The sequence below is a fragment of the Pseudoalteromonas sp. JSTW genome (assembly GCF_013423925.1).
GTDB lineage: Bacteria > Pseudomonadota > Gammaproteobacteria > Enterobacterales > Alteromonadaceae > Pseudoalteromonas > Pseudoalteromonas lipolytica.
In genome coordinates, this window is the sequence record NZ_CP058972.1 from 2,985,971 (window position 1) to 3,012,500 (window position 26,530).

Genomic DNA, 26,530 nt, shown 5'->3' on the forward strand with positions numbered 1-26,530 from the left:
TATCCTTTAAATTAAAACACTAAATCAAAAAAGTATGGCCAATCAAAACTCTCGCCCGGATCCGTTTTTCTACCGGGTGCAATATCGCAGTGGCCGACAATACGAGAGCGAGTTATTTTTGGGTATTTATCCATAAGTGCCTTTGTCACTAAGTGTAATGCATTATATTGTGCTTGGGTATACGGCTCAGTATCAGTACCTTCAAGCTCAATACCTACACTAAAGTCATTGCATTGCTGGCGGCCATTAAACTCAGACACACCGGCATGCCAAGCACGCTTTTCAAATGGCACATATTGAATCACTTCACCCGTGCGACGAATAAAACAATGCGCAGACACTCTAAGCCCCTTTAAGTCAACAAAACTATCGTGTGCCTCACAGTCTATGCAACCCATGAATAAATCATCCACATATCGCGTGCCAAACTGCCCTGCGGGTAGCGAAATATTGTGAATCACAAGTAATGACACTTCATTATCAGGACGCGCATCATAATGCCTGCATGGCCGCTGTAACACACTGTTTAACTGGCCTAATTCGTTTATATGCATATTAAAAACTAACAATGACAATAAAGTTAAACAGTGTAAATGGTTCGCTACTCAGGGTCTAGCCGCATTCATTTGTGAAGCCACCCACAAGGACTTTTAATCCACGTTAGCGATAAATCTTTAACTTCTAATACAAGGTCAAACATAGTAAAATTTAGTCAATTTATTAATAAACAATGAGCTTTCGACATGTCAGTCCCTCACTCTTTAATTAGCCAACTGGTTAAACTCGCCCTTGATGAAGATTTGGATTACCAAAATGCAAACGACGGTGATATCACCGCTCAACTCATCCCTGAAAACGAGCAAGCGAATGCCAAAGTAATTACTCGTGAAGACTTTGTATTTTGTGGCAAAGACATTATTTTAGAAGTGTTCAAGCAAGTAGATGCAACGGTAAAAGTTGATGTATTAGTAAACGATGGTGATAAGGTCGCTGCAAATGCCACCTTATTTACAGCGTCTGGTTCTGCACGTGCCATTTTAACCGCAGAGCGTACAGCGCTTAATTTTGTGCAAACGCTTTCGGGAACAGCAACAACCACAGCCCACTACGTTAAAGAACTTGCAGGAACAACCACGCAGTTACTTGATACCCGTAAAACGATTCCGGGCTTACGTGCATTGCAGAAGTACGCAGTCAAATGCGGCGGCGGCGCGAACCATCGTATTGGTTTATTCGATGCATTCTTAATTAAAGAAAACCACATTGCAGCATGTGGTGGCATTGATAAAGCCGTGGCACAAGCAAAAGTTAATCATCCATCAAAACCTGTAGAAGTCGAAGTTGAATCTTTAAATGAGCTTGAGCAAGCCATTCATGCGGGTGCTGATATCATCATGCTTGATAACTTTACTGTGGAACAAATACAGCAAGCCGTCATCCTTACTGATAAGCGAGCAAAATTAGAAGTGTCTGGCAATATGACCCTTGAAACACTAAAAGCTTATTCGCAAGCAGGTGTTGATTTTATCTCAAGCGGCGCACTTACAAAAAATTTACAATCAATCGACCTATCGATGCGCTTTAACGCGTAACCCCACCCCATTTTTGCGTATTTAATGTTTACCTAATTCGTTGACAACGAAATAAAAAAAGCATTAAATACGTAAAAAGCCTGAATCGGTAACAAAAAATCAATAACTTTTCAGTGCTTTTAGTTCTTTAGTATCATTGTGTCCTAATGACTTACGTAAGTTTACAATTAATTCAATAAGTTCCAGCAAGGATGCATGTGTATAAATAGTTCAATTATGGATTTTTAAGCTTGATCTGTCTCAAACTAAAGTAGGAAACTTCTGAAAAACCAGTTATCTAGCCGGAAAATTGCTTTCAAATACATTAATTGATGCTAAAGTAAATTAACAAACACTTAATGAACAAAAGTTTAAAATCAACTTGTTAACAATCACGATTTTTAACAGAAGTTTTAAGTAAAACTGTAAGAATAGTCCTGTATGTTTAGCATCGATTTTACAATGCTGATCTAACAGCTAAACTTACAAAACATCATATCCTTTAGGAGAGGAACAAAATGACACAACAAAAGCAACAGGGTTTCACCCTAATTGAATTAATGATTGTAGTAGCAATCATCGGTATTCTAGCTGCAGTGGCCCTGCCAGCATATCAAGACTATACTACGCGTGCTAAGGTTAGTGAGGTTATTGCATTTGGTAGCTCTGCTAAAACAGCCGTAAGTGAATGTGCAATTTCAAATGGCGCATTAACAAACTGTAACACCAATACTAAAGTAGGAATTGCAGCTGCAACCGATATCACTTCAACATATGTAAAGCAAGTTTCAGTTGGTACTGATGGTTTGATAACAGTAACTATACAAGGTACGAACACAGCTCTTGATACAGCTTCAATAGCATTCAAGCCTACCTATAGCGCCAACTCGATACTTTGGCAGTGTGAAGTGAGCTCAAATACATTAAATAAATTTGTACCTCAAAACTGTCGTAGAACTTAATAAAATCTATAAATATTGAAGCTCTTGATTAGAGCTTCTTTATCCTATGATAAAAAATATTCCACATAAATTTTACCTACCAATTTTTTTAATTATTAGTATTGCTCCTTTTTGGGATTCTCTATATTTTGGCCTTTTTAATGAAAAAAGAGCCTCTCAAATTGCATTATTAATTCTATGCATCCCATACCTAATCTCATCCAATATTAGTGATTCAAAAAATAAAAACATAATATATTTACTATTAACATTTTCTCTGATCAGTGTATTTCATAGTGAAAATCCTTTTTATTCACTTTTAATACTTTTACACATCTTTATGCTGACAGCACTAATAAAACTTGGAATAAGCCAAAAAGATTTAGAATTGCCATTATTTATAACATCAATAATTTTGAGCATTTTCTCTTCTGGTATGTTTTTTTTAAACTATTTTTTTTATTTATATAACAATACAGATTTTTTTATAGATGGAGTTTTTTCCGGATTCTATAACATTCGTTTTTTTAATCATTTCCAAGTCATATGCGTATGCTTCTCACTATACCTATTAATGAATAAAAACTTCAAAAGCATTACTGCTATATCTTTAGTCTTAAACTTTTTGATTATAATGATTAGTTCAGCTAGGGGAGCTTCTCTAGCAATAATAATTATTATTTTTATTGGTGCTTATATGAAAATAATAAATAGGGAAGTTTTAAATAAAGTATTTTGGCTCTTCATTTTTTCTTTATTTCTATTTATCATCTACATTTTAACTGAGCCTGTATCACTTACAAGGGATAGCCTTTTTCGAGAAACCAGCTCAGGAAGATTAGCATTATGGGAAGATGTAATTAGATCTTTTAACTTTAAAACTATTTTATTCGGAAATGGGGCTGGTACATTTAAATCAGACAGTTATGGAGTTAGCCATCCTCACAATAGCGTAATATCTTTACTCTTTGATTGGGGAGCTATAGTAACGTTATTAATTCTTTACTTACTTTTTAACCTTATAAGTGAATCACTAGATTACTTAAAATTTAAAAAAGATAACAATACTTTTAATTGTTGTTTTCTTACATTTTTAGCGCTACTTTCACTTTCACTTGTAAGTGGTATAACAATTATGCCGATCCCACAAACATTTCTTTTTATACTAGCAGGTTTAATAATAAAAGAGTTACGAAAAACTAATAAAAGTGTAAGAATTAGCATTAATAAAGTTATCTTTATATATGCAGTTGCTCTAATTTATTTTATTCTTAGTATGATAAGTTTTAATTGCCAAAGCCATATACCATCAGGACCTAATTTCTGGGCAAATGGACAAGTTTTTTTGTCAAGTTGCCAGTAACTCCCAAATAGGATTGAAAATGTCAAAACAAATAGAAAAAAATAAATTAGATACTTTTCAATGGGTTGGTTTAAGTGCCAGAGGAAAGAAACTTGAAGGTGAACTTTCTGGTCAGAGTATAGCATTGGTCAAAGCACAGCTCCGTAAACAAGGAATTACTCCTTCTAAAGTTAAGCGCAAAGCAAAGCCATTATTTGGCATTAAACATGTACAAAAAATCACCCCTAAAGACATTGCCCTGATTACACGCCAAATAGCGACCATGCTGATGGCTGGTGTGCCGCTTATTCAATCTATTGAAATGATAGGTTCAGGTGCTAAAAATAAAAGTGTTGCTAGGCTGATGGAAGAAATTGGTGACGAAGTAAAAGCGGGTGTGCCACTCTCGCAAGCTTTACGCAAACACCCCCGTTATTTTGATGATTTATATTGCGACCTTGTTGCATCGGGTGAACAATCGGGTGCCCTTGATAAAATTTTCGACCGTGTCGCTCTTTATAAAGAAAAAGCCGAAGCATTAAAATCTAAAATAAAAAAAGCAATGTTTTACCCGATTGCGGTATTAGTTGTGGCCTTAATCGTTACCTCAATCTTACTTATTTTTGTGGTGCCTCAATTCCAAGAGATTTTTAACGGCTTTGGTGCTGAGCTTCCCGCCTTTACTTTAATGGTGATAGGTATATCTGAATTTATGCAAGAATATTGGTGGATAATGCTGATTGCTGTTATTGCATTTGGCTATGCCTATAAAGAAGCGCTGCTTAAAAGCAAAAAACTCAGAGATGCCAACGACAGAGCTATATTAAAGTTACCTGTTATTGGCATGATTTTAAATAAAGCAGCAGTGGCTCGTTATGCACGCACTCTTTCAACAACCTTTGCTGCGGGTGTGCCCTTGGTTGATGCGCTCGACTCCGCCGCGGGAGCCTCAGGTAATGCAGTGTACCGTTACGCTATTTTAGAGATAAAAGCAGAAGTGAGCTCAGGTAATTTGATGAACTGGGCAATGCGAAACTCTAAAATATTTCCTGATATGGTGATCCAAATGGTCGCAATTGGTGAAGAGTCAGGCTCATTAGATGGCATGCTTGCTAAAGTAGCCACTATTTATGAGCAAGAGGTTGATGACGCGGTCGATGGCCTTTCGAGCTTATTGGAGCCGTTGATCATGGCTGTACTTGGTGTGCTAGTCGGTGGTTTAATCGTTGCTATGTATTTACCTATTTTCCAGTTAGGTTCCGTCATTTAATCGATAAGTAAAAATTGAGTTGGTATATTGATGCTGTCTAGGCTTTTACTAATCACAGCTTAGGTAGTCATTTACAATTTTGAATGGCTATTGATTAAAATAATAAAAAAGACATTGAGTAATTCGTTCAGGCCTGCAAGCCTAAACTTGTTTCTAAAAGCCAAAAATTAGGTAGTTTAATGCAAAATTTTTTCCTTGATATAGCCACCGTGATGCAATCTCAACAGTGGTTTTATTTGTTAACTGTAGGACTTGTGAGTCTGTGTATTGGTAGCTTTTTAAATGTCGTTATTTACAGGTTACCACTGATGATGAAACGAGAATGGCAATCAGAGTGCCGTCTGTTATTGGCCGATGAGCAAACAATTAACCATACTGAAGAGCCTACTCCCTTTAATTTAGTCACACCTAATTCAACCTGCCCACAATGTAAGGCACCGATTAAGATTTGGCAGAACATTCCTGTTATCAGCTGGTTAATACTCAAAGGCCGCTGTGCAAGTTGTGAGGCGCCAATCTCTGTTCGCTACCCCATTGTTGAAATGCTAACAGCCAGCTTAAGCATCGCGGTTGCAGTTGTATTTGGCGCATCTGAACTTGCGTTACTTTATATTGTAATCACATGGGTGCTCATTGCGCTTACGTTCATTGATATTGATCATATGCTTTTGCCTGACCAACTTACCTTACCGCTCGTTTGGCTTGCATTGATAGCAGCCGTGATGAACATCACAATCGCCCCTTCTGATGCGATTATTGGCGCTGCAATTGGCTATTTAAGTTTATGGAGTGTGTATTGGCTCTTTAAACTTGCTACTGGCAAAGAAGGCATGGGGTATGGCGATTTTAAATTACTCGCGGTATTTGGAGCGTTACTTGGTTGGCAGGCTATTTTAACTATCGTGTTGCTTTCGAGTGTCGTTGGCGCTCTTATTGGTATGCTGCAAATTATTATTCAAGGCAAAGATAAAACCACGCCTATTCCCTTTGGCCCCTACCTTGCGATAGCCGGTTGGGTAACCTTATTGTGGGGTGAGCAAATTCAAACTATCTATTTTAGCTATTTAGGTCATTAAATATGGCAAACTGGATTTTAGGCTTAACGGGTGGTATTGGCTCTGGCAAAAGTGCTGTGAGTGCGATGTTTGAAAAGTTAGGGATCACGGTTGTTGATGCCGATATCGTCGCAAGAGAGGTCGTCGAGCCAGGCAGTGTAGGTCTTAAAAAAATTGTTGAGCATTTTGGCAAAACTATTCTCACCAGCGAGGGAGTGCTTGACCGCGCGAAGCTCAGGGGCATTATTTTTGATAATGAAACAGAAAAAGCATGGCTCAATGCTTTACTACACCCGTTAATAAGGGAATCCATGCTTAAGCAACTGCAACAAGCCACCAGCGACTACGTAATTTTAGTTGCGCCCTTATTATTTGAAAACGGTTTAGAAAAATTGTGCAACCATACGTTGCTCATCGATGTCCCCGTCACAACTCAAATTACTAGGACCAGCGTACGCGACAATGTCTCTGAGGCTCAAGCGAAAAAAATTATTGCATCACAAATGTCTCGTGCCGATAAACAGCTAAAAGCCGATGATATTTTAGACAATGATCGCGCTCTATCTGAAGTTGCGATTGATGTGAAAAAGCTGCATCAAAAATATTTAACTCATGCTGAAACTATATGCTAAAAAATACACACCCATCTAATACAAAAACATTAATACAAATTATAAATACCTGAGTTAAAGGGTGAATTTATTTTGCAATTTTGCCTAAATCGACAAGACTGATGTTATACCCTGCTTTTTTCTGATAGATTTGGCATAGAAAGGATCAAATTAAGGTGCGCAATGAATATTAACTCACCGTTACTGAGAAAATTTATCACATTAGGTCGCATTGATGCAGAGACCGTCAAATTAAAGCAACGAGAATATAACTCCACAGCTGAGCTCATTTCTAAGAGCTGCGGTATAGACGCGCATGAATTAGCAGAGCAATGCACTGACTTGTTCCGTGTTCCCTATTTTGATATCAAAGACTTCGATGTATCACTTATTTCTGATGAGTTAGTAAAAGAAAAGCTCATTCGCGAGCATCATATCCTCCCGCTGATAAAGAAAGGCCGTAAGCTCTATATAGCGGCATCGGACCCTACTGATTACGGTGCGTTTGAAAACTTTGAATTTAGTACAGGTCTGTCTTGTGAAGTTGTAGTGGTTGATTACAACCAGCTAGAAAATAAAATAGAGCAGCTGCTCGATGCGGCCGGTAGCTTACATTTAACGGATGACGAATTTAAAGAGCTTGGCGATCTCGACACCGATAAACCACGCGATATGCCAAGTAATGATGAAGACAAAGACGATGCGCCTATTATTGTCTACATCAATAAGATTTTGATGGATGCAATAAAAAAAGGGGCATCAGATTTACACTTCGAGCCATACGAGCATCGTTATCGAGTGCGCTTTCGGATTGATGGCATTTTACACGAAATGGCAAGCCCACCGAATAGCCTAGCAAGTCGATTATCTGCGCGCATAAAAGTTATGTCACGCTTAGATATCGCCGAAAAACGTAAACCACAAGATGGCCGCATTAAATTAAAAATTACTGAACGTAAAAGTATCGACTTTCGTGTCAGTACCCTGCCAACGCTGTGGGGCGAAAAAATTGTAATGCGTATTCTTGATTCATCAAGTGCTATGCTTGGCATCGATGTATTGGGTTATGAGCCTGAACAGAAAAAGCTCTACATGGATGCGCTCGAACAGCCGCAAGGGATGATATTAGTGACAGGTCCTACAGGCTCTGGTAAAACAGTATCTCTTTACACCGGCTTGAATATTTTGAACCAACCTGAGCGCAATATTAGTACTGCGGAAGATCCGGTTGAGATCAACCTTGAAGGCATTAACCAAGTACAAATTAACACAAAAGCAGATATGACGTTCGCCAACGCGTTAAAAGCGTTCTTGCGTCAAGATCCCGATGTCGTCATGGTCGGTGAGATACGAGATCTAGAAACAGCTGAAATTTCCATTAAAGCAGCGCAAACAGGCCACCTAGTCTTATCGACACTGCACACAAATTCAGCGCCAGAAACACTGACTCGATTGTTAAACATGGGCGTTCCGGCATACAACGTTGCAAGTTCAATTAGTCTTATCATTGCACAGCGACTGGCCAGACGTTTATGTCCGAAATGTAAAACCCCAGAAAAACTGCCCGATGAAGAACTTATTCGCCAAGGCTTTGACCCCGCAACATTGAGCAAACTCACGCTGTTTTCTCCAAAAGGCTGTGATAGCTGTACCGATGGCTATAAGGGACGAGTAGGTATTTACGAAGTCATGCAAATTACCCCTGAAATTGCGCAAATTATTATGCGTGGAGGTAATTCACTCGAAATTGCTGAGGTTTCTTTAAAATCAGGATTTAATAACTTACGTCTATCGGGATTAAAAAAAGCGGCGGATGGTGTCACCTCGCTAGCTGAAATAAATCGGGTCACGAGTTTTTAACTCGCGACTCGATTCTTAGGCTGAGCTTTAGTAAGATCAGCTAAAATTGCTTAATAGAGATCACACCATGCCAACCGTTGTAAACTGCCCGACCTGCAAAGAAAAAGTAGAATGGTCAGAACAAAGCCCGTATCGCCCTTTTTGTTCAAAACGCTGTCAGCTGATCGATCTAGGTGAGTGGTCATTTGAAAATAACAAGATTTCTTCCCCCATCACCAGCGCAAACGAACTTAACCAAGATATGATTGAAGATATCGAGGCTATGCTCGCTAAGAATGATGATTCATTTTTCAAAGAATAAGTATTAAGAAACGCGGCTTCATTAGCCGCGTTTTCTAGTTTAACGAATGCGCCGGAACATATTAGCTATGTGTTCTTTCAGCCTTATTACGCTCACCATCAACTCTGTGTAGCCCCTTTTTGTGACCTTTTTTACGCAGCTGTTTTTTAATTTCTTGATAGCTTTCACGCTGTTCTGCGTTAAGAACTTGCCAGATTGCATGCTCTGATTTCATTTTAATTAACGCAAATTGCTCACCTTTTTCTTGGCGGGCTTTAATTAGTTCACGTGCTGCATTTTCATCAAATGCGTGGGTCGCTAAGAGTGCATCCATTTTCTCTTTGTAGGCTATTCTATTGTCTTTCATGCTGCCTTTATCACCACGAAGAGCCTTCATTTGCGTTGTTTGCTCAGCAAAAATCGCTTTAAGCTGGACTTGCTGTGCTTCTGTTAATTGTAATTTATTAATTCCACGCTCAGACAATAAAAAACCGGCTTGCGGATTCATGCCTCGGTGCATATCCCCTTTTGCCATTACTGATGTTGCACCAACACTTGCTGCAGCTAAACCACAAACAAGTACGAATTTAGAAAGCTTATTTGAAATAGTCATAGTCATTACCTTTTGTTGGGTTGTGTTCTGTCGTTATTTTTAACTGATGGATTCACTATACTCACTTCAATGCAAAGGAACGCAAACCAGTGTAAAGGTTGTGTAAAGATTCACTTTTACACAATTTACTGAGTAGAATAGCCTTAAAGAAACAGTGCAATAGGTGCCACAATGAAATTACTTATGATCGACGATGATACAGGGCTGTGCGAGCTGTTAAGCGAGTATTTAACAGCACAAGGCTTTACAGTTGATTGTTATCATGATGGCGCACAAGGCCTAAATCAGGCCTTAAAATACAACTACGAATTAATTTTGCTTGATGTCATGCTACCGTCGATGGATGGCTTTGAAGTACTCAAGCAACTTCGACAACATAAACTCACGCCTGTCATTATGCTCACAGCCAAAGGGGAAGACTTTGACCGTATTTTTGGTTTAGAGCTTGGTGCAGATGACTACATACCAAAGCCATTTAATCACAGAGAACTACTGGCGCGAGTTAAAGCAATAACCCGTCGTATCGAACATATTAATAGTCTATCGAGCCAGCAAACAAGTTCACTCAGTGTCAATAGTATTCACATTAACTTTGCGACTCGTGAAGCGTCTGTCAGTGGCAATATATTAAGTTTAACGGGAACTGAGTATGAAATACTGGCCATGCTAGTCCGCCATGCCGGTGAAGTGATCAGTAAAGAGCAAATTAGTGAGCAAGTTCTTGGCAGACGACTAGCCCCTTTCGACCGCTCCATTGACATGCATGTGAGTAATATTCGAAAGAAAATTGCAGAGTTTATAAATAGCGAGCGTATCAAAACCATGCGTGGTAGCGGTTACGTACTAATTCAAGGTGAATAATATGACCTTTCCGAGTTGGATAAAAAAGCCACATCATTATTTGTTCTTAAAAATCTTTGCATGGTTTTGGGTTACAGTCATAGCAACCATTACTCTGCTAGTCTTTTTAAGCCAATTAACCAGCAATGTAGGGAATGATGAGTTACGCGGCCCCATGCTTAAAAACCTAGAATACACCGCGAAAAGTATAGAACGTATTGTGGCAAAGCATGGTAAACCGACTCAAGAAATTGTATCGCACCCTCGCTTATCTAAACATAAGTTACTGTATTTAAATGGCGAAGTTCATGGTGTCGAAATGCTCAGTGAACCCGTCTCGAAAGAGATTGATTTGAGCTTGTTAAATTTTACAAAGCATATGCGCCCACAAGTTATTTTTACTGATGAATACCAAGCGTATGGTCCTGTAGAAATTAACGTACCCGAAGGTAAGTTTTACTTATATGAAATTGACGAAAAACGTAAAAAGCCTTTTTTTGTCGGGTTGTGGTTAATGCCTACTTGGCTCAAGTTATTGATTGCCGTAATTGCCTCGCTTATGCTGAGCTTTTTCTTTAGCCGAAACTTAATTGCCCCTATCAATAGTTTAAAAGAAACTGCAAAAAAACTTTCCCACGGTGACTTAACCGCACGAGCAGTTTTCTCAACGGCTCGCGAAGATGAACTGGGGGTGTTAGGACGTGACTTTAATACAATGGCGAGCCAGCTTGAGCAGCTTATAACAGCACAAAAACGCTTACTTGCAGATATTTCCCATGAACTACGCTCACCACTTACACGCTTAAAAATGGCAACAGGCCTGGCACAAATGCAAGCTGATGATAGTCAGCAGACATACCTCGAACGAATAGAAAAAGAAGCAAACCAGCTTGATAAAATGATTGCCGATGTATTGCAACTATCAAGGCTTGAAGCCCGAAGCCAAGCTTTATCCTTAAGCAAGCAATCGGTTCAAGTTATTGTTGATCATGTATTAAATGATGCTCACTTTGAGGCCAAACAATGTCACAAAGAGCTGACGATTAATGGCCAATTACACACAGATATACCATGCGACGAGAGTTTAATCGCCAGTGCACTCGAAAATGTACTACGCAACGCGATTAAATATGCACACCATCATATCTCTTTGAGCTTAGCTGAGTCTGATGCTCTCTATATCACCATTTGTGATGATGGAAATGGGGTTAAAGAAGCCTACTTAGCTAGACTGTGTGAGCCATTTTTCCGTCAAGAGCATGCTCGTGATAGAAACTCGGGTGGCACAGGCTTAGGACTGGCTATTGCAAAGAATGCGATCTCAGCACATGATGGTACACTAACACTCGAAAACCAAGAACATGGCGGACTCTGCGTTAAAATCCGCTTACCAATAAAGAGTGAGTAAATGTTTTACAGCGATGAAGCACACCTTACTATAAATGCTAAACAGATAAATGCATTTTTTAATGAGCAATTAAAACAAGATTTCTTAAGCACTGAACATGGTACCTTGTATTATGGCTTTGCCATTCCAGAGCAAGCTAAAAAAGCCATTGTTATTAGTAGTGGCAGAATTGAGTCGTTATTCAAATACAAAGAGTTACTGTGGGAGTTTTACCAAAATGGTTATGCCGTTTTTATTGTTGATCACCAAGGTCAAGGCCGTTCATATCGCCATTTAAAAAACGCTCATAAAGGCCATGTCACACGTTTCACTGATTATGCAGATGACTTTGCCGTTTTTAACGAGCAGGTAGTCAATGCTCATTGGCAGGGCCAACGAGTATTACTCGGACACTCAATGGGCAGTGCAATTGCCTATGATTACTTGTCTCGCTACACACATTCTTTTTCGGGCGCGTTTTTATCTGCCCCCATGTTTGATATTTATACCAAAGGCACACCAAAACCAATTGCAAAACTAGCCGCGAAAATAGCCTCACAATTAGGCTTAAGTCATCGTTATGCATTTGGTCAAACAGACTACTTGCCCGTTGATTTTTCGGTTAATGAATTAACCAGCAGTGAGATAAGGTACCAGCAATTTAGAGCGCTTTATCTTGCAGAGCCCGACTTACAACTTGGTGGTGTGACGTATGGCTGGCTCAATGCATCGTTTGAATTTATCGCCTCATTGGTCGATAGAAAAGTAGATATTCCACTTTTTATCGCCAGTGCCGGGCGCGATACCGTTGTCGATAATGCGGCGCAACATGCACTTGCGCATAAACAAACACAGGCAAAATTAAAAAGTTACCCTGATGCTCGCCACGAATTATTTTTCGAGCGAGATGAAATCAGGCAGGCAGTATTGAGTGACTTATATCAGTTTTTTGAGGCACTCTGACGAGACTTTTTAACCACCGAAAGTGGATCTAAGTGCACCAGTATATCCAGTTCACAGGCAAAGTGAGTTTGTATCATTGTTTCAACTTCATCGGCCACCTGATGGGCACGAATTAACGAGAGACTGTCTTCAAGTTCCAAGTGCATTTGAATAAACTTAATTTTACCACCTTGTCGCGTGCGGATATCGTGGGCCCCAAAGACATCTTGGTGACTGTTAACGATGGTTAAAATTTCTGTTTTTTCATCCTCTGGCAGCTCTTTGTCCATCAGATGGTCGGCACTATCACGGGCAATATCCCAACTGTTATATAGTAAGTAAACAGCCACCCCAATAGCAAAAATAGGATCCGCATACGTCATGCCGTACTTTGCCAATAGGATGGCAAGCAAAACAGCTAAATTTAAAATAAGGTCGCCTTTGTAGTGAACTGAATCCGCTTTTATTGCAATTGATTCGGTATGATTAATAACCTTGGTTTGCACAAACACCACCACCAAAGTACAAACAATAGCAAATAAACTCACCCAAATACCTAAGTCGGAATGCTTAAGTATCACAGGGTTAAAAAGACGTTCAACACCATGAAACGCTAAAAAACAGCCAGAACCAGCGATAAAAGCAGCTTGAGCAAGCCCAGCAAGAGCTTCCGCTTTGCCATGACCAAACCGGTGGTCATCATCAGCAGGGCGTAGCGCATAACCTAACACTAAAAAGCTCATTAAAGATGCGGTAATATCCATTAAAGAATCGGTGAGCGATCCCAACATCGATGCAGAGCCTGAAGCAAGCCATGCCCAACTTTTTGCTGCAATCATTAAACTCACCATAGCAATGGTGACTATGCTGGCGGTTTTTACCCAAAACTCATAACTGCGATGTTGCACAACATTTTACCTTCAGACATTACAAGGTTTTAGTATATCATCATATTAGAGGGTTTTACCCCATGTTACATAGCGCTATTTAGAATAAATAAAGCACAGCTATCGGCGGTAAACAAACTTAAATCCTGCAAGATCCTCACGCTGCAGTTGTGTATAATCTGCCGCAGATCATAATGCTAACAATGAGACAAACATGCTTGATATCGTTTTATACCAACCAGAGATTCCGCCCAATACAGGTAATATCATTCGCTTATGTGCCAATACAGGCTATGCCTTACACCTAATTGAACCATTAGGATTTGAGTGGGATGATAAACGCGTAAAGCGTGCAGGGCTTGATTATCATGAATTTAGCCACGTACAACGTCATGCATCATTCGAAGATTACCTTGCTAAGTGTAAGCCCAAAAAAGTCTATGCCTGTACGACCAAAGGCAGCCAGTTTCATCATCAAGCACAATATCAACCTGGCGATTGTTTAGTATTTGGCCCTGAAACACGCGGCCTACCCGATGAGCTTATTCAGTCATTACCGAAAGAGCAGCGTGTGCGTATTCCGATGCAAAAAGACAGCAGAAGCATGAATTTATCAAATTCTGTCGCCGTTTTTGTCTATGAATCATGGCGTCAGCTTGGTTTTGTAAACGGTCAATAACTCATTGAAAATGCGCATTAAATAAATAACTTGTAATTATTTAGCACGACCTTTTTTTATGAACTAATCTAAATAGATGGCTTTTTGTTCTAAATGATGATTATTAATGCGCTTTTTAACTCTGGTATACAGTCTCATTTTACTGTTGCAGCATTCTGTGGGCGCTGCAACAACAGCTGACCTTAATTTAGCGCAACCACACAACCCAACCCCGCTGTTCTTTCTCATTTTACTTGTCATTATTGCACTGTTCATTGCGGTTATTTATTACCAGAAGAATCAAAAAATGATGTTAATTGATGCTCTTTTATCACAATCGAAAGATGCGATATGGGTTTGCGATGAACAATTTAGAATACTAGACATCAACAATGCCTTCAGCGAAATAACAGGCTACAAAAGAGGGGATGTTATAGGGAAAAAATTTAAAGCACTCACACAAGATGGCCGCGATCGACAACTCGAAACATTGATCCAACAAGAGCTCGCACAAGACGGATATTGGTCTGGTGAAATCTGGAACTTGCGCAAGGATGGTCAGCCTTATGCACTTGATTTATCAATCACAAAAGTCTCAACACCGCGATTTACTAAACGAGCTGTTAACTATGTAGGGCTTTTTAGTGATGTCACCGCTCGTAAGAATAACGAACGCACCATGCTCACGCTAACAACTCGCGACTCTGTAACTGGGCTCTCAAATAGAGCCATTTTTATTGAATCGCTCGAAAAAGCGATTAAAGCCTGTAATGACGAATACCCTAGCCTGCTTATTATGTTTATCGACATCGACAATTTTAAGAAGATAAATGATTCCCTCGGCCATACTTTAGGCGATGTATTATTAAAAGAAGTGGCATGTCGTTTAACTTCATCACTTAATTCTGGCTTTACTATTGCGCGGCTTGGAGCTGATGAATTTGCTATTTTAGTGCCGCCTTATCTCTATGCTGGCAAAACCATTTTCTTTGCTAAAAAGACTGCAGATACAGTGCTACAACAATTTAAGACTCCATTCATGCTCGATGGTATTGAAACCTCACTGTCAGCGTGTTGCGGGATTGCCATCTATCCAGACAATGCTTACAACGGTGAAAACTTAATGCGCAGCGCTAACAGCGCACTTAATCACGCCAAAAAAATGGGCCGAAACACCTATCAATTTTTTGATAAAGAACGCCACACGTTAGACCCCACCGAACTAACAAAAGAAAGCGCCCTCTTTAAAGCAATCACCAACAATGAATTTGTACTGTATTTTCAACCAAAATACGATGTACAACACAATCGCTTACATGGCTTTGAAGCACTCGTTCGCTGGCCACAAGATGATGGCAGTCTAATTTACCCAGATGAATTTATTCCGCTTGCAGAGCAGAATGGTGCAATCATCCCCCTTACCCAATTATTAATGAAGCAATTACTTCAACAACTTGCAAGCTGGCAAAAACAAGATGTGCCTTTTGGCAATGTTGCCATTAATATCTCTGCGTTGCATTTTCAGCAAAATAGCTTAATCGAAATGCTCGTTGATTATTTAACAAAGTATAATGTACCTGCTCGTTGTTTAGAGTTAGAAATCACAGAAAGTGCAATGATGAATAACCCCGAATTTGCAGAGCAGCAAATGAAACGCATAAAAGCCTTAGGAGTCAATATTACACTGGATGACTTTGGTACGGGGCACTCTTCGCTGAGCTACCTTAAGCGTTTTCCTATCGACACATTAAAAATAGACAAATCGTTTGTAAAAGATATTGATAAAAATGAGCAAGATAGAAATATCACCGCCACCATTGTCCGGTTGGCTAAATACCTAGACATTAATGTTGTTGCAGAAGGCGTTGAAACCGAAGAGCAAGCGTATATGCTCCATATTATGGGGTGTCATTATCAACAAGGTTATTATTACTGTAAGCCACTTAAAGCAGAGCAAGTAGCCAATTTTATTAATAAAAATGAAGTAGATAAACAATCTGTAAAATAAAAAGCCTTGTTTCAAACAAGGCTTTCAAAATAGTTACTCAGCAAGCAGTGGCTATTCAGATTTTTGCTCACGACCTAGTAAAGCCATCGCCGCTTCTTTTACATCTTTATTTTCATAAAGTACTTTGTAAATTTGCTCAGTGATGGGCATTTCAATACCGGTTCGTTGTGCCAGTAAATACACTTCTTTGGTATTTCGATAACCTTCAACAACCTGACCAATAGAGTCAATTGCAGCTTCGACTCCTTCACCTTTACCTAATGCTAAACCAAATCGACGGTTACGTGATTGGTTATCTGTACAGGTTAAGATCAAATCACCTAATCCTGCCATTCCCATAAAGGTGTCAGAACGCGCTCCAAGTGCACAACCTAAACGGCAAAGCTCAGCTAAGCCTCGGGTAATAAGCGCTGTACGAGCATTCGCACCAAAACCAAAGCCATCCGACATCCCCGCGCCGATAGCAATGACATTTTTTACGGCTCCACCCAGTTGTATACCAATAAAATCATTATTGTTATACACCCTAAATGAGCGTCCGCAATGCAATAACTCAGCAAGTTGTTTGGCAAACTCTGTCGATGTGGCAGAGACCGAAATAGCGGTTGGTAAGCCCATCGCCATTTCTTTCGCAAACGTCGGACCAGACAACACAGCAAGAGGAATATCATCCCCAAGCTCTTGCACCGCCACTTCTTGTAATAAACGCCCTGTATTAGGTTCTAAACCTTTCGTTGCCCACGCCACTTCTGCATCATCATTCAGCCAAGGCTTAATTTGTTGAAGCGTTGCCCCAAAAGCATGGCTAGGCACGACAACCAGCACTATTTGGCTTGCTTTTACAGCGGTTTCTAAATCGGCTTCTAATTGAAGCGTTTCAGGAAAACTGACATCGGGAAGATAACGTTGGTTCTTTCGCTCAGCTGCAAGCGTGGCAACGTCATCGCTATTTCGCCCCCACAAAGTAACGGGGTGACCATTTCTGGCGAAACAAATAGCAAGGGCGGTGCCATAAGACCCCGCCCCTAAAACTGTAACAGCTGACTGTGCTGTAGTCATAACTTATGCGTCTGCAGTAACCTGTTGATCTTGCGCTGCACGCTGTTGCATGTATTGAGCAAACAGTGCATCAAAATTCACAGGTGCTAAATTTAACTGTGGGAAAGTACCACGGTTAACAAGGTTAGACACCGCTTCACGCGCATATGGGAAAAGTACATTCGGGCAGAAAGCACCTAGCATATGAGCTAATTGAATTTCTTCTACTTCCGCAATCGTGAAAATACCAGCTTGCTGAATTTCACAAAGGAATGCCGTTTCTTCACCAATTGTTGCTGTCACTGTCAGCGCAAGAATAACTTCAAAAACACCTTCTTCTAACTTGTTAGAACGTGTGTCTAAATCAAGTTTAACTTCTGGAGTCCACTCTTTTTGAAAGATAGCTGGTGAGTTTGGCGTTTCAAATGAAACATCTTTCGTGTAGATGCGTTGAATAGTGAATTGAGCGCCTGCTTGTTGTTCTGCTGCTGCGTTTTGGTTTTCTTCGTTCATTGTAATTCCTAACTTGTATTCGTTTTTATAATTAAATTTATTAAGCGTTAAGCTTTGCGTCTAAAAGGCCTTGCGCTTCAATTGCCATCATGTCGTCACAACCGCCGATATGCTCATCATTAATAAAGATTTGTGGCACGGTATATCCACCGTTAGCTTTATCGATCATTTCTTCACGACGCTCAGGCTGCACACCAATATCAATGTTTGTGTAACTTACACCTTTACTATCTAATAACGCCATAGCGCGTTGACAATATGGACAGTATGCTTTTGTGTAAAGAACAACATTCGTCATAATAATTCCTCTATCGGGCTGTTACGTGTTGTTAGCGGCCAGTCGTTGTTGGCAAACTTGCAGATTGCCAAGCTCCCATACCACCAGATAATACATAAACACGTTCAAAACCTGCTTTATGCATAGCCGTTGCGATACCTGAGGCGGTCATGCCCGTGGTACATACTAGTATAATGGGTTTACTCTTAAACTTTTCAAGGCTTGAGAAATCAGATTGTTTGGCTTTTTCTGGATTTAAGTGCGTTGCACCTGCAATACGACCTGAGTTGAATTCTTTTTGCGCTCGAATATCAACAACCTGACCATCTTCGCGGTTAATTAACAACGTAACTTGCTGCGGGTTAATTTGGCGAATCGCTGAAAATTTACTTTTAAACCAACTGCTGATCAGCATCGCTACCAATGCCAGCCAGATGATACTTAAAACCGGATGATTTGAGATAAATTCAATATATTGATCCATGCGTTTTCCACTAAGAAATTGGGTACCACAGCGCATAGCCATGGGATTATTAAAATATGCCACGCAAGTATACGTGCTTGAACCGAAAATGCTAGGGCGTGAAATATTTTAATATGACATATTGATAGCTGATCAAAACCTTAAAACACGGTATGCTAGTGATATATAAGTGCCAATCTTCAGGAGCTATAATGACAGAGCATAAAAAACCATTGGTATTAATGATCTTAGACGGTTGGGGATACCGTGAAGACACAGAAAGTAACGCAATACTCGCTGCTAATACACCCGTACTCGATAACCTGTGGGCAACACGTCCGCATACCTTAATTTCAGGTTCGGGACTTGATGTAGGTCTACCTGCAGGACAAATGGGTAACTCTGAAGTAGGTCACGTAAACTTAGGCGCAGGTCGCATTGTTTATCAAGATTTCACTCGCATCACGAAAGCAATCGAAGATGGAGAGTTCGCGAGTAACCCTGCATTAGTTGATAACATAGACAAAGCCGTTAAGGCAGAAAAAGCAGTGCATATTATGGGTTTATTAAGCCCAGGTGGTGTACACAGTCACGAAGACCACATTGTAGCGACCATTGAATTAGCTGCAGAGCGTGGCGCAAAAAACGTCTACTTTCATGGTTTCTTAGACGGTCGTGACACCCCACCTCGCAGCGCTAAAGCGTCTATTGAGCGCATCGAAGCTTTATTTGAAAAACTAGGTTGTGGCCGCTTAGCCAGCCTTGTTGGCCGTTACTATGCAATGGACCGCGATAATCGCTGGAACCGTGTTGAGCTTGCCTACGATGTAATGGTAAGTGGTATCGCGCAGCACACCTACACAGACGGCGTAACCGCACTTGAAGCAGCGTACGAACGTGATGAAAATGATGAATTTGTAGCGGCAACAACCCTCGTACCTGAGGGACAAACGGCGGCTGAAATTAATGATGGCGATACCGTTATTTTCGCCAACTTCAGGGCCGATAGAGCACGCGAAATGACGCGCGCATTTGTTGATGCTGATTTTAGTGGTTTTGAGAAAAAGAAATCTCCAGCACTGAGCGGCTTTGTAATGATGACGGAATACGCCGCAGATATTAAAGCCCCTGTCGCCTTTGCACCAGAGCCACTAACCAATGTGTTTGGGGAATGGTTAGAAAAGCAAGGCAAAACACAACTACGTATTTCTGAAACAGAAAAATATGCACATGTCACATTCTTCTTCAGTGGTGGTAGAGAAGACGAATTTGTGGGTGAAACACGCGAGTTAATTCCTTCTCCGCAAGTGGCCACTTATGATTTACAACCTGAGATGAACTCTGAAATGCTGACAGATAAGCTCGTTGAAGCTATTGCCAGCGGCAAGTACGACGCAATCATTTGTAACTACCCTAATGGTGATATGGTAGGTCACTCAGGTGTGTTTGAAGCCGCTGTAAAAGCGTGTGAAGCAGTCGACCACTGTATTGGCCGTGTTATAAACGCACTTGAAGAGCACGGTGGCGAAGCACTCATCACTGCGGATCATGGTAATGCTGAGCAAATGGCTAACCCAGCAACAGGCCAAGCACACACCGCACATACCAGCGAGCCAGTGCCATTCATTTATGTAGGCCGTGACGCAACCCCACAAGATGGAAAAACACTCAGTGACGTAGCACCAACCATGCTGCACTTAATGGGTTTAGAACAGCCAAGCGAAATGACTGGCACTCCAATTATGACACTGAAATAAACGATGAGCAGACGTATTAACCACTTACTCAAAACTGGTTTAATACTGACTTCATTAGTAGCAACTTCGGTTGTTGCTAATGAAGCTCAAACCAAAAAAGACTTATCTGATATTCAATCGGCCCTACAAAAAACCAAGGCCGAGCTTGAAGGTCAACGCAAGTCGATAGCCGATATGCGCAAAGATCTTCGTGCTCACGAACTCGATATTGCTAAAAATGCTAAGGCATTAAACCTAGCAGCACAATCGGTCAAAGAAAACGAACAACAACAGCGCGAACAACAGGCCAAAGCTCAGCAACTTCAAGCAGAGCAAATAAAACGTCAAACCCTCCTCGCAGCACAATTAAAAAGTGCGTATATGGCAGGTAGCCATGATTACTCAAAAATGCTGCTGAACCAACAAGACACGGCCAAAATTGAACGTACGCTCAGTTACTATAACTATTTAAACAAAGCACGCATTGAGCAACTCGAAGAGCTGAAAGCGTTGCAAATAAAAATTGCTGAAAATCAGGCGGAACTAGAACAAACAAAACTTCGTTTAGTTGAATTACACAACGAGCAGAAAAAACGCCAGCAAGCTTTAATTGCCGCTCAAGAACAACGAAAACGCAATCTCAACAAATTACAATCAGCGCTTAAAGAAACAAAAAGTTCGATTGATTATTTAAAAGAGAACGAGAAAACCCTCGTTACCGCCATCGAAGAGTTAGAAAAAGAACGAAGCGAAAAAGTTGAACTTCTCGGACTACAAAGCAGTAAAGGAAAACTCAACTGGCCGACCAAAGGAAAACTCCGTCACAGTTTTGGCCAACGCAAACATGGAAATATCGATTGGAAAGGCGTGTTAATTGGCGCGAAGGAAGGGAGTAACGTCAAAAGCGTACAAAATGGTCAGGTCGTTTATGCTGACTGGCTCAATGGCTTTGGTTGGGTTATTGCTATTGACCACGGCGATGGGTTTATGAGCTTATATGGGCATGCACAAACCCTACTTCGTGATGTTGGCGACCTTGTCAGAGAAGGTGAAGTCATTGCATTAGTAGGCCAAAGCGGCGGACAAACAGATCCTGGTCTATACTTTGAAATACGCCACAAAGGACGCGCAGTAAATCCTGTAAAATGGTGCAGACGTATTTAATTGATTAAATCAGCTGCGCCCTATGAGGAGCAGCTGATGCTAAATATCAATCACATAGACAAAATCCATTTCATCCCATCTAAGCGTTTCTTTGGGCTACATCTTATTTTACTCTTAGCCTTACTATGCTTATTAATGCAATCATTTAATGGGGTTGCTAAACCATCTTTAAAGTCACTACATCACCAGCAACTCAATGAAATTTTGTTTAATATAAATACTTACTATGTTGACGATCTTCAACTTCATAATAGCTTTGAATCTCAGCCAACGAATCAACAAGTAGAAGCATTATTTGAGCGTTTAGACCCCTATTCTAAATATTTAGACGAAACTGAGCTCGATGCCATATTTAGTAGTACCAATGGGCGTTACACTGGGCTTGGCATCGAGGTTAAAGTTACCGATGGTCGCGTATATATTGTTAATACGATTAAAAACTCCCCTGCTGAGCAAGCTGGTCTGCAAGTAAATGATGAGCTAACCGCTATAAATCAACAACCGATTGTCAATAAAAGCATAGAAGAAGTTGCAAGGCTTATTCGTGAAAGTGGCCAAGCTGCCGTTGATGTTTCCGTAAAACGAGAGCAAGTAACCGAACTCAACTTTTCAATAAAGCGACAACAAATAAACCTAGAAAGCGTGCAAAGCTACCTTGCTGATACAGGCGTTGCGCTATTGAGTATTAATGCTTTCAATAACCATACATTGCATGATGTCGCACGAACCGTGGCTAAAATGCAAATTAATAATGGTTTTCCGTTATCAGGGTTAATTATTGATTTACGAGATAATCCTGGAGGAACGCTACAAGGTGCAATTGAAGTTGCAGATCTGTTTTTAGATAGTGGTACGATTGTTTCTACAAAAGGACGCTTCAATGAGGCAAATCAATACTATAAAGCACATAGCGGTGATATTCTTTCTGGCGCGCCAATCGCCGTATTAATTAATGAAAACTCAGCATCTGCAGCAGAAATATTAGCCGCAGCGCTGAGGGATAACCAAAGAGCGACCTTGGTTGGAGAGACCTCATTTGGTAAAGGCTCAGTACAATCTTTGATTCCACTAGGAAATGGAAATACAGCTCTCAAACTTACCACAGCACGTTACTATACACCTGCTGGGCAATCAATTGATGGTAAAGGGATCGCACCCGATGTGAGTATAAATCAAACAATGCTTTCAGAAATTGACCAAGACGTTATAATAAAAAATATACAAGGGTTGTCGCTTTTTAGCTCACTCCTTGATAAACAAGATAAAAAGCAACTTACTGCAAAGCAGTTAATTATTATGCAGTAAGTAAGCACACACAATGGATATAATAATTACAAAAAGTGAATTTACGCAAAGGCTTACTACTGACGCTGTGTTGCTTCCCACTATTTTGCCAAGCAAAGCAAATAGCCATCGTTATAGATGACATAGGCAACCACCAACGCGATCTTGATATCTTGAATTTACCAGGGCAAGTGACCTTTTCAATCTTGCCCCATACACCTTACTCACAAATTTTTGCCGAGAGAGCGAGCAAAACCAACAAAGAACTTCTCTTGCATATCCCCATGCAGGCGCTAGATAAAACAAAAGCTTTAGGTCCTGGTGCTTTAACAGACTCAATGAGCAAAACACAGCTGCAAACCACACTGGGGCACGCACTCGCATCATTGCCACAAGTCAAAGGCGTAAACAATCACATGGGCTCTGAGTTAACGCAATTAACAGAGCCTATGAAGTGGACGATGGAGCTCCTCAAAAAACGAGGTTTATACTTTTTAGATAGCCGAACAACAAGCCAAAGTGAAGCACAAAATGTCGCTAATCTTTATGGTGTTGCCAATGTTTCTCGACATGTATTCCTAGACAATATCGTGACTGAAAGCCAGCTTAAGCACCAACTAGAAGAACTTAAACTAAAAGCGACGCATTTTAATTATGCCATCGCTATTGCACATCCCTACCCAGAAACAGTCGCGTTTTTGCATCACGCCCTACCAGAACTTCAACAGCAAGGTTTTGAGCTTGTGCCTCTTTCACAATTGGTTGAAAACAAATACATCCAATTAGCTAATGCAGAGCAAAAGCAAGCTGAGCATCGTGCAAATGATGAATGAAAGAGCGACATACTCAAATAGGATGTAAATATGCCGAAGTTCCCTTCATTAATGATAGACGCAGAGGTCGCACAACATCACCTTTGATCGATACATCGTGATCATAAAGCGTAGTAATGGCTTTAACCGTGAACGCCAGCGGTTATGTGTGAAGGGCATATCAGATACTTCGGCAATCAAGTGCCTCCTACAGCCAGAAGTGAAATGAGCGATTTAGAGCCCCTTGCACTTCTGTCATTGTGATTAAGAAGCGTAGGAACGGCTTTAGCCGTCAATGTCAGTGGTTATGTATGAAGGGCATATCAGACACTTCGGCACTAAAGTGCCTCCTACGTCTCTTCACCTTGCGCTTATGCCATTCCGCTTAATTAAGTGGTCTATTTTGAGGCAATAAAACCGCGTTGATAACAAGGCAAAAATTTAGTTATTTAGTTGTTCTCGGCAATTGCTCCTGCATTGCTCTACCTCCTGCATCCATGCAGTCGTAAATCAGAAATTTTTAACGCAGGTAGCGACTGGTTTGATCACTCAAAATGATTAAGTATTTTTGCGGATTAATGGAATGGACTCTCTCCACTCCCCAACGGCGTCATAATGCGCCATAGTAGTTTAGGGTAAGTTTTAGCGTAAACAAAGTAGAGAGAGTCACATGAATAAAATAACAATTGGATTAGATATCGCCAAGAACATTTTTCATTTAGTTTGGTTATCAAACTCGGGAAAAGTGCTCAAAAAGAAAAAGCTCAAACGCACTAACATGAAAGAGTATTTTTGTAATTTAGAGCCCGCAATTGTCGTCATGGAAGCGTGTGGCTCATCAAACTACTGGGCACAAAGTATTCAAAACTATGGTCATGAAGTGAAAGTTATCGCTCCACAATATGTAGTCCCTTACCGAAAAGGAAATAAAAATGATTTCAATGATGCAGAAGCGATAGCTGAAGCTTCACAACGAGTGAATATGCGATTTGTGCCAATAAAAAGTGTAGAGCAACAAGACATTCAACTGTTGCACCGTATAAGAGAGCGGCGAATAAAATGTAGAACGGCCTTAGTGAATCAAACCAGAGGCCTCTTAGCCGAATATGGTATTAGCCTCTCGCAAGGCGTTAATCAAGTGAGAAAGTCTATCCCCGATATTTTAGAAGATGCGAGTAACATGTTAACGCCATTGTCTCGTCGATATATAGCCAGTTTGTATGATGAATTAATTGAGGTAGATAAGTTAATCACGGATTTGGATAGCGAGATAAAAGCTTTAAGCCATCAGATAGAGCAGTGCCAGAAATTAGAAACAATGACAGGAATAGGTCCCATCATCGCAACAGCTTTGTATAGTGCAATAGGTGATGGTAAAACCTTTAAAAGTGGGCGTCATATGGCAGCTTGGCTGGGACTAGTTGCCAAACAGCATACGACTGGCGATAACCCCAAGTTAAAGGGAATAAGTAAACGAGGAAATACTTATTTGCGAACTCAGCTGATTAATGGTGCCAGAGCTGCGTTAGTCAAATCGGGGAGTAAAGCTGACAAGGTAAGCTTATGGGCAAATAACCTGCGGGAGCGGCTGCCATTTAATAAAGCAGTGGTTGCATTAGCGAATAATACCAATCCGCAAAAATACTTAATCATTTTGAGTGATCAAACCAGTCGCTACCTGCGTTAAAAATTTCTGATTTAGAACAACTAAATAACTAAATTTTTGCCTTGTTATCAACGCGGTTTTATTGCCTCAAAATAGACCACTTAATTAAGCGGAATGGTATAAAATGGCGCGAATGGCATGGGCGATGACCGTAAAACAAGAGAGGTACAAATTTGTATAAAAACATTAACCGCAATTAAAAGACAAAAGTTCAATAGCAAAAATTGCAAAGATTGAGATTGACGGAAAACGGTTCATAGCCGTCCTATTTAAACCTGATAATACCAAAGGCTGTTAGAAGCCGTCGAGATTGATAAGGTGATAGGGGCGGATATCCATCAGGGCTAGAGCGGATAAATCCGCTCATAAAAAAGCCGAATATATGGCAGCAATGAACTTTGAAATTCTATCAATTACTGTCTTGCAATCGGAGAGAGTCCATATATGGTATTATGCCTACAAGGATATAGGTCGTAGGGGTCTTGGTTGGGTATTTTATTTTTCTACAGGCAACAAAAAACCCGACTCTTTCGAATCGGGTTTCTCTAATTAGGAGCCTGGCGATGTCCTACTTTCACATGGCAAATGCCACACTATCATCGGCGCTGTTTCGTTTCACTACTGAGTTCGGCATGGGGTCAGGTGGGTCCAAAACGCTATTGTCACCAAGCAAAATGCGTGGAAAGGATTCTCGACAAAGCGCATCGCGCTTACGAGTCCTTTGCGCAAGGTGAACTTATTTCGCATTAAGCGCTGCGGTTCACCCTACATAAAATCTGGAAATCTGATAATCGTAAATCTACTTTAGTATACTAACTTCTGTCTGTTACGCTGTCATAAAACGCGTTTGGCGTTGTATGGTTAAGCCTCACGGGTAATTAGTACAGGTTAGCTTAATGGCTCACACCACTTCCACATCCTGCCTATCAACGTTGTAGTCTTCAACGGCCCTTCAGAGACTTTAAAAGTCTAGTGAGAACTCATCTCGAGGCCTGCTTCGCGCTTAGATGCTTTCAGCGCTTATCAGTTCCGAACGTAGCTACCGGGCAATGCCATTGGCATGACAACCCGAACACCAGCGGTTCGTTCACTCCGGTCCTCTCGTACTAGGAGCAACCCCTCTCAATTCTCAAACGCCCACGGCAGATAGGGACCGAACTGTCTCACGACGTTCTAAACCCAGCTCGCGTACCACTTTAAATGGCGAACAGCCATACCCTTGGGACCGACTTCAGCCCCAGGATGTGATGAGCCGACATCGAGGTGCCAAACACCGCCGTCGATATGAACTCTTGGGCGGTATCAGCCTGTT

25 protein-coding genes and 2 rRNA genes (1 of these 27 only partly in view) are annotated in these 26,530 nt (G+C 40.7%); 18 read left to right on the plus strand and 9 right to left on the minus strand.

Annotated features, from left to right (window positions below; translation table 11 throughout):
- Positions 1–11 precede the first annotated feature (11 nt).
- On the minus strand, positions 12–554 hold the full coding sequence (ampD, locus tag GZH31_RS13480; RefSeq protein WP_180311088.1) for a 1,6-anhydro-N-acetylmuramyl-L-alanine amidase AmpD: 543 nt from the start codon (positions 552–554) through the stop codon (positions 12–14).
- A 189-nt stretch (positions 555–743) separates the two neighbouring features.
- On the opposite strand from ampD, the gene nadC reads away from it, so the two are divergent.
- From nadC to yacG, 8 genes are all read left to right on the plus strand, one after another.
- Positions 744–1,592 carry a carboxylating nicotinate-nucleotide diphosphorylase gene (gene nadC / locus GZH31_RS13485; protein ID WP_180311089.1) on the plus strand — a complete coding sequence of 283 codons (849 nt, stop codon included), beginning with the start codon at positions 744–746 and terminating at the stop codon, positions 1,590–1,592.
- A gap of 497 nt (positions 1,593–2,089) precedes the next feature.
- Entirely contained in the window at positions 2,090–2,533 is a 444-nt protein-coding gene (locus tag GZH31_RS13490) for a pilin (RefSeq protein ID WP_180311090.1), read from the plus strand.
- A 46-nt stretch (positions 2,534–2,579) separates the two neighbouring features.
- On the plus strand, positions 2,580–3,875 hold the full coding sequence (locus tag GZH31_RS13495; protein ID WP_180311091.1) for an O-antigen ligase family protein: 1,296 nt from the start codon (positions 2,580–2,582) through the stop codon (positions 3,873–3,875).
- A 19-nt stretch (positions 3,876–3,894) separates the two neighbouring features.
- Positions 3,895–5,124: a type II secretion system F family protein gene (locus tag GZH31_RS13500; RefSeq protein WP_180311092.1), complete on the plus strand. Its 1,230-nt coding sequence runs from the start codon at positions 3,895–3,897 to the stop codon at positions 5,122–5,124.
- Positions 5,125–5,303: 179 nt separating this feature from the next.
- Positions 5,304–6,200 carry an A24 family peptidase gene (locus GZH31_RS13505; protein ID WP_180311093.1) on the plus strand — a complete coding sequence of 299 codons (897 nt, stop codon included), beginning with the start codon at positions 5,304–5,306 and terminating at the stop codon, positions 6,198–6,200.
- A gap of 2 nt (positions 6,201–6,202) precedes the next feature.
- Positions 6,203–6,811, plus strand: coding sequence for a dephospho-CoA kinase (gene coaE, locus GZH31_RS13510; protein WP_180311094.1), 609 nt, complete (start codon positions 6,203–6,205; stop codon positions 6,809–6,811).
- A 162-nt stretch (positions 6,812–6,973) separates the two neighbouring features.
- A complete protein-coding gene (gene pilB / locus GZH31_RS13515; protein ID WP_118844625.1) occupies positions 6,974–8,650 on the plus strand; it encodes a type IV-A pilus assembly ATPase PilB in 1,677 nt (558 codons plus the stop codon).
- Between the two features lie 67 nt (positions 8,651–8,717).
- Positions 8,718–8,951 carry a DNA gyrase inhibitor YacG gene (gene yacG, locus GZH31_RS13520; RefSeq protein ID WP_036965896.1) on the plus strand — a complete coding sequence of 78 codons (234 nt, stop codon included), beginning with the start codon at positions 8,718–8,720 and terminating at the stop codon, positions 8,949–8,951.
- A gap of 61 nt (positions 8,952–9,012) precedes the next feature.
- Here yacG and GZH31_RS13525 read toward each other — a convergent pair whose 3' ends face one another.
- Entirely contained in the window at positions 9,013–9,543 is a 531-nt protein-coding gene (locus GZH31_RS13525) for a Spy/CpxP family protein refolding chaperone (protein ID WP_051501715.1), read from the minus strand.
- A 171-nt stretch (positions 9,544–9,714) separates the two neighbouring features.
- On the opposite strand from GZH31_RS13525, the gene GZH31_RS13530 reads away from it, so the two are divergent.
- From GZH31_RS13530 to GZH31_RS13540, 3 genes are read left to right on the plus strand one after another with little or no spacing between them, the layout of a single operon-like run.
- Positions 9,715–10,404, plus strand: a complete 690-nt coding sequence (locus GZH31_RS13530; RefSeq protein ID WP_036965892.1) for a response regulator — start codon at positions 9,715–9,717, stop codon at positions 10,402–10,404.
- A gap of 1 nt (position 10,405) precedes the next feature.
- On the plus strand, positions 10,406–11,791 hold the full coding sequence (locus GZH31_RS13535) for an ATP-binding protein (RefSeq protein ID WP_118844628.1): 1,386 nt from the start codon (positions 10,406–10,408) through the stop codon (positions 11,789–11,791).
- Positions 11,792–12,733 (plus strand): alpha/beta fold hydrolase, encoded by a 942-nt coding sequence (locus GZH31_RS13540; protein WP_036965889.1) that lies wholly within the window; start codon positions 11,792–11,794, stop codon positions 12,731–12,733.
- Here GZH31_RS13540 and GZH31_RS13545 read toward each other — a convergent pair.
- The gene (locus GZH31_RS13545) at positions 12,712–13,620 is read right to left on the minus strand and encodes a cation diffusion facilitator family transporter (protein WP_074988960.1); all 909 of its coding nucleotides are present in this window, start codon (positions 13,618–13,620) and stop codon (positions 12,712–12,714) included. The two genes, GZH31_RS13540 and GZH31_RS13545, sit on opposite strands and share 22 nt — an antisense overlap.
- Positions 13,621–13,813: 193 nt before the next feature.
- Here GZH31_RS13545 and trmL point away from each other — a divergent pair, with 193 nt between their 5' ends.
- Both trmL and GZH31_RS13555 read left to right on the plus strand, forming a co-directional pair.
- A complete protein-coding gene (gene trmL, locus GZH31_RS13550) occupies positions 13,814–14,278 on the plus strand; it encodes a tRNA (uridine(34)/cytosine(34)/5-carboxymethylaminomethyluridine(34)-2'-O)-methyltransferase TrmL (RefSeq protein WP_036965886.1) in 465 nt (154 codons plus the stop codon).
- Between the two features lie 106 nt (positions 14,279–14,384).
- Positions 14,385–16,265 (plus strand): bifunctional diguanylate cyclase/phosphodiesterase, encoded by a 1,881-nt coding sequence (locus GZH31_RS13555; protein WP_118844629.1) that lies wholly within the window; start codon positions 14,385–14,387, stop codon positions 16,263–16,265.
- A 51-nt stretch (positions 16,266–16,316) separates the two neighbouring features.
- Here the strand turns inward: GZH31_RS13555 and gpsA are convergent, their stop codons facing one another.
- Genes gpsA through GZH31_RS13575 form a run of 4 tightly spaced genes read right to left on the minus strand, consistent with a single transcriptional unit; the run spans position 16,317 to position 18,577 of the window.
- Positions 16,317–17,324, minus strand: a complete 1,008-nt coding sequence (gpsA, locus tag GZH31_RS13560; RefSeq protein ID WP_036965884.1) for an NAD(P)H-dependent glycerol-3-phosphate dehydrogenase — start codon at positions 17,322–17,324, stop codon at positions 16,317–16,319.
- Between the two features lie 3 nt (positions 17,325–17,327).
- Positions 17,328–17,816 (minus strand): protein-export chaperone SecB, encoded by a 489-nt coding sequence (gene secB / locus GZH31_RS13565; protein ID WP_036965880.1) that lies wholly within the window; start codon positions 17,814–17,816, stop codon positions 17,328–17,330.
- A 40-nt stretch (positions 17,817–17,856) separates the two neighbouring features.
- On the minus strand, positions 17,857–18,114 hold the full coding sequence (gene grxC / locus GZH31_RS13570; RefSeq protein WP_036965877.1) for a glutaredoxin 3: 258 nt from the start codon (positions 18,112–18,114) through the stop codon (positions 17,857–17,859).
- Between the two features lie 31 nt (positions 18,115–18,145).
- Positions 18,146–18,577, minus strand: a complete 432-nt coding sequence (locus tag GZH31_RS13575) for a rhodanese-like domain-containing protein (protein ID WP_036965874.1) — start codon at positions 18,575–18,577, stop codon at positions 18,146–18,148.
- Between the two features lie 191 nt (positions 18,578–18,768).
- Between GZH31_RS13575 and gpmM the strand changes: the two genes are divergently transcribed.
- The 5 genes from gpmM (at position 18,769) to GZH31_RS13600 (ending at position 25,239) form a co-directional block, all read left to right on the plus strand.
- The gene (gene gpmM, locus GZH31_RS13580) at positions 18,769–20,313 is read left to right on the plus strand and encodes a 2,3-bisphosphoglycerate-independent phosphoglycerate mutase (RefSeq protein ID WP_036965871.1); all 1,545 of its coding nucleotides are present in this window, start codon (positions 18,769–18,771) and stop codon (positions 20,311–20,313) included.
- A gap of 3 nt (positions 20,314–20,316) precedes the next feature.
- The gene (locus GZH31_RS13585) at positions 20,317–21,456 is read left to right on the plus strand and encodes a murein hydrolase activator EnvC (RefSeq protein ID WP_118844630.1); all 1,140 of its coding nucleotides are present in this window, start codon (positions 20,317–20,319) and stop codon (positions 21,454–21,456) included.
- 36 nt (positions 21,457–21,492) lie between these two features.
- Positions 21,493–22,761: a S41 family peptidase gene (locus GZH31_RS13590; RefSeq protein ID WP_118844631.1), complete on the plus strand. Its 1,269-nt coding sequence runs from the start codon at positions 21,493–21,495 to the stop codon at positions 22,759–22,761.
- A gap of 35 nt (positions 22,762–22,796) precedes the next feature.
- Complete coding sequence (locus GZH31_RS13595; protein WP_230235905.1) at positions 22,797–23,573, plus strand: divergent polysaccharide deacetylase family protein; 777 nt, start codon at positions 22,797–22,799, stop codon at positions 23,571–23,573.
- A 649-nt stretch (positions 23,574–24,222) separates the two neighbouring features.
- On the plus strand, positions 24,223–25,239 hold the full coding sequence (locus GZH31_RS13600) for an IS110 family transposase (protein ID WP_230237766.1): 1,017 nt from the start codon (positions 24,223–24,225) through the stop codon (positions 25,237–25,239).
- Positions 25,240–25,773: 534 nt separating this feature from the next.
- Here GZH31_RS13600 and rrf read toward each other — a convergent pair.
- Both rrf and GZH31_RS13610 read right to left on the minus strand, forming a co-directional pair.
- Positions 25,774–25,888, minus strand: a 5S ribosomal RNA gene (gene rrf, locus GZH31_RS13605).
- A gap of 187 nt (positions 25,889–26,075) precedes the next feature.
- Positions 26,076–26,530: ribosomal RNA gene (locus GZH31_RS13610) — 23S ribosomal RNA — on the minus strand (it continues 2,431 nt past the right edge of the window).

Coding starts and splice junctions, on each gene's coding strand:
- GZH31_RS13575 (WP_036965874.1), bottom strand. CDS start 18,577: ATGGATCAATATATTGAATTTATCTCAAATCATCCGGTTTTAAGTATC.
- GZH31_RS13525 (WP_051501715.1), bottom strand. CDS start 9,543: ATGACTATTTCAAATAAGCTTTCTAAATTCGTACTTGTTTGTGGTTTA.
- GZH31_RS13490 (WP_180311090.1), top strand. CDS start 2,090: ATGACACAACAAAAGCAACAGGGTTTCACCCTAATTGAATTAATGATT.
- nadC (WP_180311089.1), top strand. CDS start 744: ATGTCAGTCCCTCACTCTTTAATTAGCCAACTGGTTAAACTCGCCCTT.
- pilB (WP_118844625.1), top strand. CDS start 6,974: ATGAATATTAACTCACCGTTACTGAGAAAATTTATCACATTAGGTCGC.
- trmL (WP_036965886.1), top strand. CDS start 13,814: ATGCTTGATATCGTTTTATACCAACCAGAGATTCCGCCCAATACAGGT.
- GZH31_RS13500 (WP_180311092.1), top strand. CDS start 3,895: ATGTCAAAACAAATAGAAAAAAATAAATTAGATACTTTTCAATGGGTT.
- GZH31_RS13555 (WP_118844629.1), top strand. CDS start 14,385: ATGCGCTTTTTAACTCTGGTATACAGTCTCATTTTACTGTTGCAGCAT.
- GZH31_RS13530 (WP_036965892.1), top strand. CDS start 9,715: ATGAAATTACTTATGATCGACGATGATACAGGGCTGTGCGAGCTGTTA.
- yacG (WP_036965896.1), top strand. CDS start 8,718: ATGCCAACCGTTGTAAACTGCCCGACCTGCAAAGAAAAAGTAGAATGG.
- GZH31_RS13505 (WP_180311093.1), top strand. CDS start 5,304: ATGCAAAATTTTTTCCTTGATATAGCCACCGTGATGCAATCTCAACAG.
- ampD (WP_180311088.1), bottom strand. CDS start 554: ATGCATATAAACGAATTAGGCCAGTTAAACAGTGTGTTACAGCGGCCA.
- gpsA (WP_036965884.1), bottom strand. CDS start 17,324: ATGACTACAGCACAGTCAGCTGTTACAGTTTTAGGGGCGGGGTCTTAT.
- GZH31_RS13600 (WP_230237766.1), top strand. CDS start 24,223: ATGAATAAAATAACAATTGGATTAGATATCGCCAAGAACATTTTTCAT.
- secB (WP_036965880.1), bottom strand. CDS start 17,816: ATGAACGAAGAAAACCAAAACGCAGCAGCAGAACAACAAGCAGGCGCT.
- GZH31_RS13535 (WP_118844628.1), top strand. CDS start 10,406: ATGACCTTTCCGAGTTGGATAAAAAAGCCACATCATTATTTGTTCTTA.
- GZH31_RS13585 (WP_118844630.1), top strand. CDS start 20,317: ATGAGCAGACGTATTAACCACTTACTCAAAACTGGTTTAATACTGACT.
- coaE (WP_180311094.1), top strand. CDS start 6,203: ATGGCAAACTGGATTTTAGGCTTAACGGGTGGTATTGGCTCTGGCAAA.
- GZH31_RS13495 (WP_180311091.1), top strand. CDS start 2,580: ATGATAAAAAATATTCCACATAAATTTTACCTACCAATTTTTTTAATT.
- grxC (WP_036965877.1), bottom strand. CDS start 18,114: ATGACGAATGTTGTTCTTTACACAAAAGCATACTGTCCATATTGTCAA.
- gpmM (WP_036965871.1), top strand. CDS start 18,769: ATGACAGAGCATAAAAAACCATTGGTATTAATGATCTTAGACGGTTGG.
- GZH31_RS13540 (WP_036965889.1), top strand. CDS start 11,792: ATGTTTTACAGCGATGAAGCACACCTTACTATAAATGCTAAACAGATA.
- GZH31_RS13590 (WP_118844631.1), top strand. CDS start 21,493: ATGCTAAATATCAATCACATAGACAAAATCCATTTCATCCCATCTAAG.